The organism is Massilia arenae (assembly GCF_008014745.1).
GTDB classification, from domain to species: Bacteria; Pseudomonadota; Gammaproteobacteria; order Burkholderiales; family Burkholderiaceae_D; genus Telluria; species Telluria arenae.
On record NZ_VPFD01000014.1, the window covers coordinates 109,056 to 124,036 of the forward strand.

Below are 14,981 nucleotides of genomic sequence, written 5' to 3' on the forward strand. Positions count from 1 at the left end.
AGAGATACGCGCGAAGTCAGGACATGGACGCATGCCCAGGAGCGTGCCGGCACCCGTTGCGAACGCGTCATGACGGTGGCGCCGCATCAGGCCTTGAATTTTTTGGCCGTCAACCATCCGGCGCTGGTGCCGTGGTAACGAGGCTTGATCCTCGCATCGCTGAAATAGCGGTGCAGGCAGGTGGCCAGGGTACGCGGCGACAATGACGAAACGATGCCGCAGTTGGGATCGAAAACGCTGTACCTGCCCGAGCGCGATCCGATCGCGGTCATCGCGTGCCCCGGGATCGACAGCATGAAATAGCGCTTGTTGACCGATGCGCCGAGCCAGGCGCAGAGCGCTTCCATGCCGCCTTGCGACAGCCCGAAGGAGCGCTCCTTGCCTGCGTCGACGAGCCGGCTGTTCTGGGTCATCGCCGCGGTGCCGAAGAACGGGTCGGCAGCGCTCCAGTCGTTCCCGTGCGCTCCATCGTCGTACCAGATTCCGGACGTGCTGATCCGGCCATAGGTCTGCTGGTGGCGGTGCGCGACGTAGGCCCGGTAGAACATTGGCGAGGACTCCAGGTCAGCCACCTGGGTGATGAAATCGCCCCCCTTGCGTTCCGCCGTCTCGAGCCAGGCGACCGCAAGTCCATAGCATATGCCGCCCGCGCCGTGCTGCAGTTGCCCCACCGGTGCGTCCTTGCCTTCCAGTCGCACCACTTTTGCCTGCACGCCCCCCAGCAGTACCATTTGCGCAAACGGCTGGTAATGACACCCAACCTCGGCGGCGATCGGGGTCATGACCCTGACCCCTGTCGCATTCGAATAATCCATATCCTGTCCCTTTATTCCCCTGTCCCGCAGCATCCGCGCCACGTCGGCGCGTCGTAATGCCGCGCGGCGAACGCTCAAAACACGTAACTGAAGCTACCGTCGCTCACGCCCACGCGCACGCCGTCGATCGGCGCACCTTCCATCGTCCGCGCCAGGAATATGCGCGAGACGTCCGGCAACATCGTATTGGTCAGGATCGCGTCGATCATGCGTCCACCGGACTCGCTCTCGGTACAGCGCGACACCACCAGCTCGACCACATCGTCGCCATATGCGAACGGAATCCTGTAGCGGGCCTCGATTCGCCCCTTGATACGCTCCAGTTGCAGCCGCACGATTTGCCCCAGCATCGCATCCGTCAGCGGGTAATACGGAATCGTCACCAGCCGCCCCAGCAGCGCCGGTGGGAACACCTCCAGCAGCGGCTTGCGCAGGGCGTTGGCCATGCTGTCGGGATCCGGCACCTGCTCCGGCTTGCTGCACAGGCGCGAGATCACTTCGGTGCCGGCATTGGTGGTCAGGATGATGAGCGTGTTCTTGAAGTCGATGAACCGCCCTTCCCCATCTTCCATATAACCCTTGTCGAACACCTGGAAGAACATCTCGTGCACGTCGGGATGCGCTTTCTCCACTTCGTCGAGCAGCACCACCGAATAGGGACGGCGGCGCACGGCCTCGGTCAGCACCCCGCCTTCGCCGTAGCCGACATAACCCGGCGGCGCACCTTTCAGGGTCGACACCGTGTGCGCTTCCTGGAATTCGCTCATATTGATGGTGATGAGGTTCTGCTCGCCGCCATACAGCGCTTCGGCCAGCGCCAGCGCGGTCTCGGTCTTGCCCACGCCCGAGGTGCCGGCCAGCAGGAACACGCCCACCGGCTTGTTCGGGTTGTCCAGGCCCGCGCGCGAGGTCTGGATGCGGCGCGCGATCATCTCCATCGCATGGTCCTGGCCGATCACGCGCCGGGCCAGGATGGGGCCGATGTTCAGGATCGTTTCCATCTCGTTGCGCGCCATGCGGCCCACCGGGATGCCGGTCCAGTCGCCGACCACCGCCGCCACCGCCTGGTAGTCGACCGTCGGCAGGATGAGCGGAGTCTCGCCCTGGAGTTCGGCCAACTGCGCCTGCACCACCCTCAGCCGCTCTTTCAACAGGCCGCGCCGCTCCTCGTCCTGCGCCGCGCCGCTGCCTTCGACCGGCAAGGCGCCATCGCGCAGCCGGGCACGCAGCGCCAGCAGCTCGTCGACCAGTTCGCGTTCCCCGGCCCAGCGCCGCTCCAGCGCCGCCAGTCGCTCATGCTCCTGGCCCAGCGCTTCCTCGGCTTCGCGGGCACGCGCGCCGACCTCGATGCCGATCGCGCCCTCGCGCCGGATGATGCCCATCTCGACCTCCAGCGCCTCGATGCGCTTGCGGCTGTCGTCGACCTCGGCCGGAGTGGCGTGCAGGCTCACGGCCACGCGCGCGCAGGCGGTGTCGAGCAGGCTGACCGATTTGTCGGGCAACTGGCGCGCCGGGATATAGCGGTGCGACAGCTTCACCGCCGCCGCCAAAGCCTCGTCCAGGATCTGCACCCGGTGGTGCTGTTCCATGGTCGAGGCCACGCCGCGCATCATGCTGATCGCTCGTTCCTCGCTCGGCTCGTCGACCTGGATGCTCTGGAAGCGCCGGGTCAGCGCCGGGTCTTTCTCGATGTGCTTCTTGTACTCGGCGAAGGTGGTGGCGCCGATGGTGCGCAGGGTGCCGCGCGCCAGCGCGGGTTTTAGCAGGTTGGCGGCGTCGCCGGTGCCGGCCGCGCCGCCAGCGCCGACCAGGGTATGGGTCTCGTCGATGAACAGGATCACCGGCTTCTCGCTGGCCTGGACGTCGTCGATCACCGACCGCAGGCGCTGCTCGAATTCGCCCTTCATGCTGGCGCCGGCCTGAAACAGGCCGACGTCCAGCGCCAGCAGGCGCACCTCCTTCAGGCTCGGGGGCACGTCGCCGCGCGCGATGCGCTGGGCGAAGCCCTCGACCACCGCGGTCTTGCCCACGCCCGCCTCGCCGATCATGATCGGATTGTTCTGGCGGCGCCGCATCAGGATGTCGACCATCTGCCGGATCTCGTCGTCGCGGCCGACGATCGGGTCCATCGTACCGCTCCTGGCCTGCTCGGTCAGGTCGAGGGTGAATCGCTTCAGGGCTTCCTGCCTGCCCATCTGGGCCGGGGCGAGCGCGCCCGATGCTTCGCCCGGTGCGGCGGATGCCTCGAAACCGTCGCTGGCGCCCAGATTCGCTTCGGGCGACTCCTTCAACAGCGACGCGAAGCGCTCGGACAGGTCGTCGGCCTTGATGCGCTCGAACTGGCGGCTGACCGCATACAGCGCATTGCGCAGGTTCGCGGTCTTGAGCATGCCGAACAGCAGGTGGCCGCTGCGCACCTGCGACTCGCCGAACATCAGGGTGGCGTACACCCAGGCCCGCTCGACGGTTTCTTCCAGTTGCGACGACAGGTCGGTGACCGAGGTGGCGCCGCGCGGCAGCCGGTCCAGCGCGGCCGTCAGGTCGCGCGCCAGCACGGCGGCGTCGAGTTCATAGTGGCGCACCAGGCGGTGCACGTCGGAATCCTGCAACTGCAGGATCTGGTGCAGCCAGTGCACCATCTCGACATAGGGATTGGCGCGCAGTTTGCAGAACACCGTGCTGCCTTCGATCGCGCGGTAGCACAGGGCATTGAGTTTTCCAAACAGCGCGACACGGCTGATTTCGGCCATATTCGTTTCTTTCGCAAGGTCAGCCCGCGTGGGCCGGATTGATCAATAGCTGGCGGGCGTCGCGCGCGGCCGGGCCGCTGGCGAGCCAGGTGCTCCAGCCGAGCCGCCTGGCGCCCAGCGCAAGCCGCGGTACTTCTTCGCGCCTGAGCGCCAGGCGCAGGTCCCAGTCGAGCGCCAGGCCGGCATAGCTGTGCACCCAGTCGACCAGGCGGCGCAGGCTGGCGCCTCCCGGCAGCATGCGCTGGTAGCCGGCGTAATCGAGCGGCCCGATCACCAGGCGGAACTTGTGCTGGCGGTCCCAGACCCGGGTGCCGAGCACCGTGGACGCGCCGAGGCGGTTGCCGCGCTCGCGCGCGCCCATGCGGCTCTGGACCTCGGGCGGGATCGGCATCCAGTGGCCGACGAACTGCTCGAGTTCGACCGGCGCCCCGAAGTAGGCACGCAGGATCGCCACCAGCCCCGAGGCCGGACGGCGTCCGTTGGCCATCAGGCCGGCGAAGTGCAGCTTGGCGAAGTCGCCGATGTCGTCGCGCCCGCGCAGCGCCGGCGTACCGATGCCGAACAGGCTGCCGACGTAGTCGCCGAAACGGTCGCCGTCTGGCCGGTCCAGGCTGATTGCCGGATCGGCGCTGGCGCGGGCGCGGTAGAACAGCGACACCATCCGGTGGTGGAACACGTCCAGGAACGCGACCAGGGTGGGGTCGCCGTGGTTGCGCATGCGCTCGCGGGCATATTCCGTAATGTGCAGCGGCAGCGGTCCGTTGGCGCCGAGCAGGCCCGTGAAGTTCACCGTCAGGCGCGGGCGCGCGCCGGCATTGCGCCCTTCCCCGGCCGGCGTCACGCCGGCCAGCGCGCCCGGCTCGAAGCCGAGCGACGGATCCTGGCCGAAGCGCACGGCGTCGTCACGTGGCCGCAGCGATGCCCCGATGCGCGGCTGGTCCGGGTGGGCGTTCTCCAGCAGGCGCAAGGCTTGGTAGAAGTCCATGCCGGCCCCGCGTCGCCCGATACGTTGTTGTGTCTCTACAGGATCGCGCATGCGCCTCCCCGCGCCGGCCAGCGCATGATTTCACCGCGCCCATGGGTGCGCACCACGGTCTCGGTGAAGGCATTGATCGACACATACTGGGCAAAGAAATGGCTCAGCACCGCACCCAGCACGAAGGCGCCCGCGCCCTCGAACGCGGCGTCGTCCATCGTGACCGTGATCTCCAGGCCGCGGCCAAAGGCGATCGGTCCGGATCCGGGCAGGCGCCGGGTCACCCTGCGCGCCGCCACCGAGCGCACGCCCTCGACCTGGCGCAGGCTGCCCAGGTCGAGCGGATGGCAATACAGGGCCAGCAGCTCACGCAGCGCGCGCGCACCCTGTTCCGGGTCGGTGTCGACCAGCGACAGGTAGTTGAGCGACAGCTGGTTGATCAGGCGCCAGGCCGCGCCGCCTTCCGCGAACGAGGGAAACGGCTGGCTCGGCCCGCCCAGCACCCGCACCGCCCGCACCGGACCGCCCTGCTCCAGGATGAAGTCGGTCTTGCCCACGCCCAGCGGCATCGACAGCGGCAGGTCGCGATTGGTGCACCACAGGGTCAGGCCGAGCTGGCGCAGGTCGTGGCGGTACGGCGCTTCGCGCGCATCGACCAGGGAAATATAGGTCTCGCTGCCGACGTAGGACGAGCGCGGCCCGCGCCGACGCTGGCCCGGCGACAGCACGCGCGGCTCGCGCCGGACCTGGAAATAGGCCTGCTCCGAGGCTTGGCCCGCGCCGCCCGCCCCGTGTGCGCCGAGGTCATGCGCGCTATACAGCGGCCGGAACTCCTGCTCGGCCTGCGCGCCACTGCCATGGCCCGTCACGCGCTCGACCCGGTGCACCTCGAAGTCGAGCGGGCGGGTGCGATCGGGCAGCACGTGGTATTCAGCGCGTTCCTGCGCCAGGTCGATGCGGTCGGCACGGCGCAGGAACAGGTTCACGACCGGGGTGCAGTTCAAGGCGATATGGCTGGCGTCGAGCACCTGCTCCAGGCGCGTGTCGCCGTGCGCGAGCAGCACGACGATCTCGAGTTCCGCTTCGGCGCAGGCCGCAATGGCCGGGGCCAGGCCGGACAGCTCGACGAACAGGAAGCGCTGGGCGAACGCAAAATACTCCTGCAGCAGCCGGTAGCCCTGGAAGTTGCGCTGGCCGCTGGGCAGCAGCGCATCGCCTTCGTCGAAGCCGCGTGGCTGCAACGCCGTCTTCGGCAGCCGCAGGTGGCCGCCGCGGCGGCTGCCCGGCATCACCAGCACGCCCTCGGTCGCGCCCAACAGTTTTTCATAGATCCGGCCCGGCAGGTCGTCGCCGCCGCGCAGGTGCAGCGCCAGGCGATCCAGGCCGAGCGCGCTGAATGGAGCGTCATTGGTGGTGCGCAGGCGCAGGCGCAGGCAGGCGCGCACATTCGGCGGCAGGCGCGCCTCGACGCCTTCCAGGGCGCCGGCAAGGGGAAACAGGCGCGCCTCGACCAGCTCGATCGGCCACAGCGTGACCGGGTGCGCGCTGCGGTATTCGCAGGCGGTGGCGTCGTCCTTGCCCAGCACGCTGCGCATGGCCGCGCCGCGCGGCAGGTGAAAGCCCGCATCGAGCGCGGGGTCGCCCGGGTCGGGCTGCAACTGCACGATCGCCATCGACGGCGTCGGGGCCAGGAAATGCGGGTAGACCAGCTCCGACAGGTGCTGGGTAAAGCGCGGGTACTCGGCGTCGATCTTCATCTGCACCCGCGCCGCCATGAAGGCAAAGCCTTCGAGCAGGCGCTCGACGTAGGGATCGGCGCACTCGAAACCCTCCAGGCCCAGGCGACCGGCGATCTTCGGATACTGGGCCGCGAACTCGCCGCCCATCTCGCGCAGGTGCTGCAGCTCCTGGCTGTAGTAGCGCAGCAGACGTGGATTGCTCATGGTCGAAACGCGCCGCGGTCGAGCAGGGTGAGCTGGCGCAGGTCCAGATCGAGCTCGGTCTTGAGGTACAGGTGCTCCGGATACGGCTGGGCCCACAGATCGGCTTCGATCTCGAACGTGATCTTGCTGATCGCCTCCGGCGCGGCCACGGCCTTGACCGACACCGACGCGCGGATCAGGCGCGGCTCGAAGTCCCAGATGGCCTGGCGGATCGCGCGCTCCAGGTCGGCCGTGCTCATGCCCGCCTGCGACACGCCGGCGATGTCCGGCAAGCCGTAGTTGAGCACCGAGCCGGCCAGGTGCGGCAGGCGCGGCAAGGCGCCGCCCGCCTCCAGGTTGGTGGTGTTGAGCAGCCAGGCCAGGTCGCGCAGCACGCCCGCGCGCAAGCCGCGCTCGGACAGCACGCGGCGTTCGCGCGCCTCCACCGCCTGGTCCGGCTCGTGGTCGGTCAGGCGGTCCAGCAGCGACGGTTGCAGCCGCTCGCGCGGCGCCAGTTCGGCCATGGCGGATCAGCCTTCGGCTTTATTGCCCGCGATGTTGTACGAGAAGGTCTTGTCGCCGGCCACCGTGCCCTTGTCATCCTGCGGAGTGTAGGCGACTTCGACCTTGGCGAAGTTGAGCGTGACGTTCTCGGTCAGGCGGTCCTCGCCGCCGCTGCCGCCGGTGGAGATCGAGGTCACCAGCACCTGTGTCATCGTAATGGTCAGATAGGTCTGCTGGCCCTTGCCGGCCTTGCGCACCGTCAGCACGGCCTTGGGGATATGCTCGCCCGTGGCCAGCGTTTTCATGAGCGCATTGGTGGCGCTGTCGATGTACTTGGTAAACGACAGGTCCTGGAAACTGGCTTTGCCGCCGCCACCGCCGCCGCCCATGTGGGTGGTGCCCGACTGGGTCATGCCCCAGCTCCAGGCCAGCACGTCCATATCGCCTTTCGCCTTGCGCTCATCGTCGATCGTTTCGCCCTTGATCGGGTCCAAATTCATGAACATATCTACAGCCATGTCGCTTCTCCTGTAATGCCGGGGCGCCTGGCCCTGGCGGGTTTGTATTGCCTGGATAGGCGCGGACTGTCGGTCCGCGCATTTGAATCAACGAAATCAGTCAACAAATCAGCCGACAGACGACGGCAGCTTGGAGACCAGGCGCAGCGACACGGTCAGGCCTTCGAGCTGGTAATGCGGGCGCAGGAAGAACTGGGCGTTGTAGTAGCCCGGGTTGCCCTCGACTTCCTGCAGCATCACCTGGGCCGCGGCCAGCGGCTTCTTGGCCTTGGTCGTCTCGCTCGAGCTGGCCGGATCGCCGTCCACGTACTGCATGATCCAGCGCGTCAGCCAGCGCTCCATATCGTCGCGCTCCTTGAACGAACCGATCTTGTCGCGCACGATGCACTTGAGGTAGTGGGCGAAGCGGCAGGTTGCGAACAGGTAAGGCAGGCGCGCGGCGAGGTTGGCGTTGGCGGTGGCGTCGGGGTCGTCGTACTCGGCCGGCTTGTGCATCGACTGGGCGCCGATGAAGGCCGCCAGGTCGCTGTTCTTCTTGTGCACCAGCGGCATGAAGCCGTTCTTGGCCAGCTCGGCCTCGCGCCGGTCGCTGATCGCGATCTCGGTCGGACAGATCATGTCGACCCCGCCGTCGTCGGTCGGGAAGGTGTACACCGGCAGGTTCTCGACCGCGCCGCCCGATTCGATGCCGCGGATCCGCGAGCACCAGCCGTATTGCTTGAACGAGCGGTTGATGTTCACCGCCATCGCGTAGGCCGCATTGGCCCAGGTGAAGTCGCGCGCACCCGCAGCATCGGTGGTCTCTTCGAAATCGAATTCCTCGACCGGGTTGGTCTTGGCGCCGTACGGCGCGCGCGCCAGGAAGCGCGGCATCGCCAGGCCGACGTAGCGCGAATCCTCGGATTCGCGGAACGAGCGCCAGGCGGCGTGCTCCGGGGTCTGGAACAGTTTGGTCAGATCGCGCGGATTGGCCAGCTCCTGCCACGAGTCCATCAGCATCACGCTCGGATCGGCGGCGCTGATCAGCGGTGCATGGGCGGCGGCCGATACCTGCGCCATCTGGGTGAGCAGCTCGACGTCGGGCGCGCTGTTGCTGAAGTAGTAGTCGGCCACGAAGGCGCCATACGGCTCGCCGCCGAACTGGCCGTATTCTTCCTCGTACAGCTTCTTGAACACCGGGCTCTGGTCCCAGGCCACGCCCTTGTACTTGCGCAGCGTCCTGTGCAATTCATGCTTCGAGATGTTCATCACACGGATCTTGAGCATCTCGTCGGTTTCGGTATTGCTGACCAGGTGGTGCAGGCCGCGCCAGGCGCTTTCCACCGCCTGGAATTTACTGTCATGCAGGATGTGGTTGATCTGTTCGGTGAGCTTGCGATCGATCCCGGCGATCAGGCCCTCGATCGTGGCCAGCACGTCGCCGCCGACGACCGTGGCGTCCTGCAAGGCCTGCTGGGCCAAGGTGCGCACGGCGTTTTCGACCGCATCGCGCGCCTTGTCGGTGCGTGGCTTGAACTCCTGCTGCAGCAGGCTCGCGAAGTCGTTCGCGGCGAGCGTGCTCTCCAGCGCGGGTTGATTCACGGGCTGACTAAGTTCTTCGGTTGCATTGGCCATCGTCTATCCTTGTGGCGGTTGGTCGGCGGCGTCGTCCGGCTTGGGCGCAGCAGCCAGCGCCTGCATGAGGGCCGGATCGCCCATCAGTTTCGCCATCAGCTCTTCGGCGCCGGTCTTGCCGTCCATATAGGTCATCAGGTTGACCAGCTGGCTGCGCGCTTCCAGCATGGTGCGCAGCGAATCGACCTTGCGCGCGATCGCGCCGGGCGTGAAGTCGTCCAGGCTCTCGAAGGTCATCTCGATCGCCATATTGCCCTCGCCGGTGAGGGTGTTGGGCACCGTCGTCACCACGCGCGGCTTCATCGACTTGAGGCGGTCGTCGAAGTTGTCGACGTCGATCTCCAGGAATTTGCGCTCGGCCACCGGCGGCAGCGCTTCGGCCGGCGTGCCCGACAGGTCGGAGAACACGCCCATCACGAAGGGCAGCTGCACCTTCTTCTCGGCGCCGTAGACTTCGACGTCGTATTCGATCTGCACCCGCGGCGCACGGTTGCGCGCGATGAACTTCTGACTGCTTTCTTTAGCCACGATAAGACTCCGTTAAGTGTGGTACGGGTTCATGAATCGCCCCGGATACCGCTGATCTGCGCCAGCTGGTTCAATCCATCGGGGGCGAGCTCCTCCATCAATTCGGTGAAATTCATCTCGACCAGGCCCCTGGCCCGCTGCAGCAGCAGCGGCACGGGACTGGACGGTTCGGCGCGCGCATACCAGGCGCAGATGCGCTCAAGCAGCCGCACCACGTCGGCGCGGCCCGCGATCTCGCCATCGGCGCGTACGGCGGGCGCAACGCCGCCGGAAGCCGCCAGCTGGGCCGCTTCGTCCAGGGTCGTGATGGCCGCCGCAGCCAGGTGCGGGCGCACCTGGCCCGCTGCGCGTTGCAACAGGCTGGCAAGCGGCGCGAGGTCGATGCCCATGCCGGCGCCCAGGTGGCGGGCCAGCGTCGCTTCAATCTCTCCCACGCTGGCGCCGGCGGCATCGAGGGCCGCGCACGTTGCGGCAAGGTCGTCCTGCGACGCCGCCCCGAAAGCGGCGGCGATCGTTGCCGGTGCAATCCTGGATGCATCGCCCATTTCTTCCCCTTCGCCGGCCTCGATATCGCGCAGGCCGAAGGCGCCGATGGCGCGCACCTCGACCAGCGGCATGTCGCGCAGCTGGCGCAGCATGCCGCCCGCCTCCACCAGCGCCGCCAGTGTGTTCAGGCGCAGGGTCGGGTCGTTGTCGTCGTCCGCGTCGAGCTGCGGATGCAGCTGCTCCCATTGCGCGGACAGCAGCGCCGCCAGCAGCGCCAGTCCTGCCGCGAGCCCGGGCGCGCCTTCCTGCCCGAGCAGCGCGCGCGTCAGGCCGACGGCCACGCGCAGGTCGCGCGTGCGCCCCATCAGCTCAAGCGCCAGCATGCGTACCGTCTTCCAGTCCGGGCCCGTGGCCGGCGTGATCGTGCTGCCGTATTGCACTTCGGGCTTGCCGTTCAGCGCCGCTTCGAGCGCCAGGAATTGCGGGTCGTATTCCAGGTTCTCGCCGCAAGGCAGCAGCTCGTCGAGCGGCGCGGCGAAGTTCGAGAGTGAGGTCGATTGCAGGTCGTTCATGGCGCTTCCATTGATTGGAACGAGGCGGGAGCTGTCATCACGCTCCCGCGCTCGTCGTTCAGGAAGACTTACGCCAGGCCGGTCCGGCTGGACGCGGGCGCCGCCATATTTTTTGCCTCGTCGTGCGCGCCGGCCGTGTCGAAGCGCGCCAGCAGCACCGTGACGTTGTCGCGGCTGGCGTGGCGCCGGCTCAGGCCCAGCAGGCCCTCGCATGCCGCGTGCAGTGCATCTTCCCGGCGCAGCAAGGCCGCGATCTCGGCGTGCGGCACCCAGCCATGCAGGCCGTCGCTGCACAGCAGCAGCAGGTCGCCTGCGCGCACCTCGTGGTAATCGAAGTCGGGCGCGACGGCGGGCGCCGGGCCGATCGCCTGCAGCAGCAAATTCCGTGGCGGCAGCTCGCCGGGCGCGCCCGATTCCAGCGCCAGCTGATAGGCCGTATGGTCGCGCGTCAGCTGGACCAGCGTGCCGTCGCGATAGCGGTACAGGCGGCTGTCGCCGACATGGAACGAGAGCGCCGCGCCCAGCGCCGGCAGGAACTGCAGGCCGGTCAGGGTGCTGCCCATGCCGTCGCCGTCGGCATGGCCGCGCGCGCGGTTCTCTTCGTACAGCAGCGCATTGGCGCAATCGACCGCGCGCCGCAGGCGCACGGTGCCGTTCCAGCGCAGGTCGAGGTCGGTGGCGTCGGGGTCGCCCTGCTCTCCACCATCGCCCATCTTCGGCAAGCGCGCCTGCCCCCCGGCGAGGCTGGCGACCAGCGCCGCCAGCGCGCCGCTGCTGGCGACCTCGCCCGCCATGTGGCCACCCATGCCGTCGGCCACGGCGACCAGGCCGAGGGCGTCGTCGACCACGAAGCGGTCTTCGTTGCGCGTGCGTACCTCACCGGCCTCGCTCATGCCGCAGGCCTGCATCGCCAGGCGCGCGTTCACCAGAACCTGACGCATGGGCCGCTCAACACATAAGGGCCGGTGGGCTGCGCCGCCGCAGGATCTTCCTCGAAGCTCACCGCCAGCCGCGCGATGCCGGCAAACACCTCCTCGGCCGGCGCGCCGAGCCGGATCGGCGCGCTCGCGCCGGCGGCGACGTTCGCGACCGGCACCGGCGCCCCGTGCGCGGGCAGGGCCCACAGGCGCGCCACCCGACCAGGCGGGATCGCGAGCGGCGCCAGCAGCCGGATGGTCATCGTCTCGCCGTGCCGGTGCGAGCCCACGGTCAGCCGGCTCTTGCCGCCCTCGTCCTGCAGGATGCCGACGTAGCTGGCGGGCAGCGCCGCCGACATATGGTGCATGCCGAACAGGTGAGCGTTGTGCGAGACGAAGGCGGTGGCCACCACCGCGCCGAGGGCGAATCCGAACACTGGCTTGAGCCATATCCTCAGCCGGTCCAGCATCCGCGGCGCCGGCTGTGCATCGGCGGCGGGCTGGATGCGTCCCGCGATTCGCGTCCACAAGGCCGGCGGCGGCGCGACGGCAGGGATGGCGCCATACAGCGGCGCCAGGCGGTTGTGCCAGTCGGCCACCGCGCGCTGGACCGCGATCGACCCGACCTGCAGGCGTGTGAAGCGGCGCCGTGCGCCCGCGCCCATCGTTCCCAGCACATAGGCGCCAGCCAGCTTGTCCAGCAATTCGGGCCGTTCGTAGTTCACGACGCCCTCCCGGTCGCGGGCTGCTGCTGCGCTTCGATGCATTTCCTGAGCCGCTCGAGTCCGCGCCGCACCCAGGCCTTGGCCGTCCCCAGCGGCACCCGCAGGTGCGCGGCCAGCTCGGAGTGCGACAGGCCGTCGTAGAAGGCCAGCGCCAGCGACTGGCGCTGCGGCGCGTCCAGAAGCGCCACGCAGCGCTTCAGGACCATCGCCTCGGTGGCGGCGCTGAACAGTTCATGCGGATCGGCGTGGTCGGCGATCGCCTCGACCTGCCCTTCCGCGCCCGCATCGACAGCATCGATAGACTGCGCGGTACTCTCCGTCTCGCGCTTGAACTTGCGCAGGTGGTCGAGCGCCTTGTTGCGCACCACGCTGATCAGCCAGGTCATGGGAGCCGACAGGGTGGCCGCGTAGGTGCCGGACTGCTGCCAGACGTTGATATAGGCTTCCTGCAGGATTTCCTCGGCGGTGGACGCGGTACGCAGGTAGCGCAAGGCCACCCCGTACAGGTGAGAGCTGGTCAGGTCGTAGAGTTCCTTGAACGCCTGCTGGTCGCGCAGCGCGACGCGGGCGAGCAGGTTGACCAGGCGCTGGTGTTCCGGTGTGTGGTTGAGCATGTGCTTGCTTGGGTAAGGGATCGGTTGGCGGTCGCCTCCAGCGCGCCGGGCCATCGGCCCGGCGGTTTGACGTCGGCATGCGTCTAGCTACGTAGGAATCGCGCGCCTGGATGCGCAGTTCGACCCGTCCCTCCACGTTCGTGCACCAGGCAATTTGTATTGACGAATTGTAACGACACTTGTGCTTTTATTAGCCTGTCCCTATCGAATAACTAAACACGATAGCTTGGCATAAGGAGATACGATTGGCCGTGACTTTTGGTTTCCTGCACGATCCTGTCCATGAACCTTGCACACGATCGACACAGTCACCTGGCGGGCCTGATCACCGCCGCGGCAACCGGAGACCACACGGCCTTCGGGGAATTGCACGCCCTGACCCATGACTACCTGTATCACACGGCCCTGCGCCTGTTACGGCTGCCAAGCCTGGCGGAAGACGTGCTGCAGGACGCCTACCTCAGCATCTGGCTGCATGCGAAATCCTTCCGTCCCGGCCAGGCCAGCCCGATGACCTGGCTGATCGCGATCGTCAGGAATCGTGCCTTCAGCATCCTGCGCAGCAACCGCAACGGCATCGCCTCGCTGATGTCGGAAGAAGATCCGGCGCTGCTGGCCGAAGTGGAGCAAAGGGATGGTCTTGACCTCGACCCCGGGGCCCAGGTGTTCGACGCGGTGGCGCGCATGCGCCTGGAACAGGCGATGGCGCGGCTGGAGCCGGCCCAGCGCCAGAGCATCGCGCTGGCCTTCGGGCAGGAATTGACGCATGCCGAGATCGCATGCCATCTTGGGGTGCCGCTGGGAACGGCGAAAAGCTGGTTGCGGCGCGGCCTGGAACGGCTGCGCGTATGCATGGAGGAAACCGGGGATGTCCAGCCGAACGTACAGACGGCGACGCGCCGGCGCGCGATGGTCGATCTGCGGTCGGACCCGCGTCCGGCGCCGCGCCGGCGTGGCGTCAAGGCGCCGCCGGCCAAGGGGCGGCCTGGGGCGGAGCTCAGGCGCCCCGCTGGTCCCACGCTCGCGGGCTGCCTTCCATGACTTCCTGCATCTGGGTGCGCAGCCACAGCAAGCCCGGATCGCCGTCGCTGCTTGGATGCCATGCCATGCACAGCGTATAGGTCAGGAAGGGAAATGCCAGGTCGACCACGTCGACGCAGGAATCGTTATAGGGCGCGATGAAGGCCGGCACGGTGCACACCAGGTCGCTCTGGCCGACGATCGCCGCGACGGCGCTGAAATCGCGCACCGCCATCATCGTATGGCGCGAATGGCCCAGCCGGTACAGCTGTTCATCCATGAAGCCGTGCAGATTGCTGTCGCGCGCCACGTTCACGTGGTCCAGCTTGCAGTATTCACCCAGGGGCACCGGGATCCTGCCGCGCGGATGTCCCTTGCGCTGCACCATCACATAGGGCGTCGTCATCAGCTCGCGGCTCAGGAGGCCCGACGGCAACAGGCAGGCCGTGCTGAAGCACAGGTCCACATCCCCTTTTTCGAGCTTGCTCGCCAGGTCGCTCTCGGCCGGCGCGGCCAAGGTCAGGCGCAAGCCCTTGTTGCCGACCGCCTGCATGCGTTGCGCCAGGCCCGGCAGGATCACGGCGGCGCCCGTGTTGTTGGCGACGATATTGAAGGTGCGCGCCGCGGTCTCGGGATCGAATTCGTCGGTATCGAAACGCACCGCCGCGTTCAGTCCCGCCAGCGCGGGCTGCAGCCGGCGGTGCAGCTTGAGCGCGAACGGCGACGGCGCCAGGCCGCGCCCGCTCTCGGCCGGCACCAGCAGCGGATCGTTGAACAGCTGGCGCAGGCGCGACAGCTGCGCCGACAGCGCCGGCTGGCTCACGTGCAGGCGCGCCGCGGCGCGGGTGACGTTGCACTCTTCGAGCAACACGTTCAGGGACAGCAGCAGGGGCAGGTCGGCGCCGCGCAAGGACGGCGCGACGCGCGAAAGGAATAGTGGCTTGTTCATGGCGTTGATCTTTCTGGAAGTCCGCAGGAGGCCCTCGCGCCTCCTGCAAACGTTTTCATTAGGTTGACGTC

The 14,981-nt window shown here is 67.8% G+C and carries 14 protein-coding genes; 1 reads left to right on the forward strand and 13 read right to left on the reverse strand.

All coding sequences use genetic code 11. The annotated features are described in order from the left end of the window. Nucleotides 1-86 precede the first annotated feature (86 nt). The 12 genes from FVD38_RS13745 to FVD38_RS13800 form a co-directional block, all read right to left on the reverse strand. On the reverse strand, nucleotides 87-782 hold the full coding sequence (locus FVD38_RS13745; RefSeq protein WP_187271583.1) for a YopT-type cysteine protease domain-containing protein: 696 nt from the start codon (nucleotides 780-782) through the stop codon (nucleotides 87-89). A gap of 107 nt (nucleotides 783-889) precedes the next feature. Beyond that, nucleotides 890-3,565: a type VI secretion system ATPase TssH gene (gene tssH / locus FVD38_RS13750; RefSeq protein ID WP_147935321.1), complete on the reverse strand. Its 2,676-nt coding sequence runs from the start codon at nucleotides 3,563-3,565 to the stop codon at nucleotides 890-892. 19 nt (nucleotides 3,566-3,584) lie between these two features. Beyond that, nucleotides 3,585-4,550: a type VI secretion system baseplate subunit TssG gene (tssG, locus tag FVD38_RS13755; protein WP_229493647.1), complete on the reverse strand. Its 966-nt coding sequence runs from the start codon at nucleotides 4,548-4,550 to the stop codon at nucleotides 3,585-3,587. 35 nt (nucleotides 4,551-4,585) lie between these two features. Continuing rightward, nucleotides 4,586-6,484, reverse strand: a complete 1,899-nt coding sequence (gene tssF / locus FVD38_RS13760) for a type VI secretion system baseplate subunit TssF (RefSeq protein ID WP_147935323.1) — start codon at nucleotides 6,482-6,484, stop codon at nucleotides 4,586-4,588. Next, nucleotides 6,481-6,987: a type VI secretion system baseplate subunit TssE gene (tssE, locus tag FVD38_RS13765; protein ID WP_147935324.1), complete on the reverse strand. Its 507-nt coding sequence runs from the start codon at nucleotides 6,985-6,987 to the stop codon at nucleotides 6,481-6,483. The genes tssF and tssE overlap by 4 nt, the downstream gene beginning before the upstream one ends. A 6-nt stretch (nucleotides 6,988-6,993) precedes the next feature. Then, nucleotides 6,994-7,485 carry an Hcp family type VI secretion system effector gene (locus FVD38_RS13770; protein WP_147935325.1) on the reverse strand — a complete coding sequence of 164 codons (492 nt, stop codon included), beginning with the start codon at nucleotides 7,483-7,485 and terminating at the stop codon, nucleotides 6,994-6,996. A 108-nt stretch (nucleotides 7,486-7,593) separates the two neighbouring features. Further along, nucleotides 7,594-9,099, reverse strand: coding sequence for a type VI secretion system contractile sheath large subunit (tssC, locus tag FVD38_RS13775; RefSeq protein ID WP_147935326.1), 1,506 nt, complete (start codon nucleotides 9,097-9,099; stop codon nucleotides 7,594-7,596). 3 nt (nucleotides 9,100-9,102) lie between these two features. After that, nucleotides 9,103-9,627, reverse strand: a complete 525-nt coding sequence (tssB, locus tag FVD38_RS13780) for a type VI secretion system contractile sheath small subunit (protein WP_147935327.1) — start codon at nucleotides 9,625-9,627, stop codon at nucleotides 9,103-9,105. A gap of 29 nt (nucleotides 9,628-9,656) precedes the next feature. Next, nucleotides 9,657-10,685 carry a type VI secretion system protein TssA gene (gene tssA, locus FVD38_RS13785; protein WP_147935328.1) on the reverse strand — a complete coding sequence of 343 codons (1,029 nt, stop codon included), beginning with the start codon at nucleotides 10,683-10,685 and terminating at the stop codon, nucleotides 9,657-9,659. A gap of 68 nt (nucleotides 10,686-10,753) precedes the next feature. After that, nucleotides 10,754-11,626, reverse strand: coding sequence for a PP2C family protein-serine/threonine phosphatase (locus FVD38_RS13790; protein WP_147935329.1), 873 nt, complete (start codon nucleotides 11,624-11,626; stop codon nucleotides 10,754-10,756). Further along, nucleotides 11,608-12,327 (reverse strand): anti-sigma factor, encoded by a 720-nt coding sequence (locus tag FVD38_RS13795; protein WP_187271584.1) that lies wholly within the window; start codon nucleotides 12,325-12,327, stop codon nucleotides 11,608-11,610. The genes FVD38_RS13790 and FVD38_RS13795 overlap by 19 nt, the downstream gene beginning before the upstream one ends. Beyond that, on the reverse strand, nucleotides 12,324-12,941 hold the full coding sequence (locus tag FVD38_RS13800; protein WP_147935331.1) for a sigma-70 family RNA polymerase sigma factor: 618 nt from the start codon (nucleotides 12,939-12,941) through the stop codon (nucleotides 12,324-12,326). The genes FVD38_RS13795 and FVD38_RS13800 overlap by 4 nt, the downstream gene beginning before the upstream one ends. 282 nt (nucleotides 12,942-13,223) lie before the next feature. Between FVD38_RS13800 and FVD38_RS13805 the strand changes: the two genes are divergently transcribed. Then, nucleotides 13,224-13,982, forward strand: a complete 759-nt coding sequence (locus FVD38_RS13805; protein WP_147935332.1) for an RNA polymerase sigma factor — start codon at nucleotides 13,224-13,226, stop codon at nucleotides 13,980-13,982. Here FVD38_RS13805 and FVD38_RS13810 read toward each other — a convergent pair. Then, nucleotides 13,939-14,910, reverse strand: coding sequence for a LysR family transcriptional regulator (locus FVD38_RS13810; protein ID WP_147935333.1), 972 nt, complete (start codon nucleotides 14,908-14,910; stop codon nucleotides 13,939-13,941). The two genes, FVD38_RS13805 and FVD38_RS13810, sit on opposite strands and share 44 nt — an antisense overlap. Nucleotides 14,911-14,981 lie beyond the last annotated feature (71 nt).

Coding starts and splice junctions, on each gene's coding strand:
- tssA (WP_147935328.1), bottom strand. CDS start 10,685: ATGAACGACCTGCAATCGACCTCACTCTCGAACTTCGCCGCGCCGCTC.
- tssC (WP_147935326.1), bottom strand. CDS start 9,099: ATGGCCAATGCAACCGAAGAACTTAGTCAGCCCGTGAATCAACCCGCG.
- tssE (WP_147935324.1), bottom strand. CDS start 6,987: ATGGCCGAACTGGCGCCGCGCGAGCGGCTGCAACCGTCGCTGCTGGAC.
- FVD38_RS13805 (WP_147935332.1), top strand. CDS start 13,224: ATGAACCTTGCACACGATCGACACAGTCACCTGGCGGGCCTGATCACC.
- FVD38_RS13810 (WP_147935333.1), bottom strand. CDS start 14,910: ATGAACAAGCCACTATTCCTTTCGCGCGTCGCGCCGTCCTTGCGCGGC.
- tssH (WP_147935321.1), bottom strand. CDS start 3,565: ATGGCCGAAATCAGCCGTGTCGCGCTGTTTGGAAAACTCAATGCCCTG.
- FVD38_RS13790 (WP_147935329.1), bottom strand. CDS start 11,626: ATGCGTCAGGTTCTGGTGAACGCGCGCCTGGCGATGCAGGCCTGCGGC.
- tssF (WP_147935323.1), bottom strand. CDS start 6,484: ATGAGCAATCCACGTCTGCTGCGCTACTACAGCCAGGAGCTGCAGCAC.
- FVD38_RS13770 (WP_147935325.1), bottom strand. CDS start 7,485: ATGGCTGTAGATATGTTCATGAATTTGGACCCGATCAAGGGCGAAACG.
- tssG (WP_229493647.1), bottom strand. CDS start 4,550: ATGGACTTCTACCAAGCCTTGCGCCTGCTGGAGAACGCCCACCCGGAC.
- FVD38_RS13745 (WP_187271583.1), bottom strand. CDS start 782: ATGACCCCGATCGCCGCCGAGGTTGGGTGTCATTACCAGCCGTTTGCG.
- FVD38_RS13800 (WP_147935331.1), bottom strand. CDS start 12,941: ATGCTCAACCACACACCGGAACACCAGCGCCTGGTCAACCTGCTCGCC.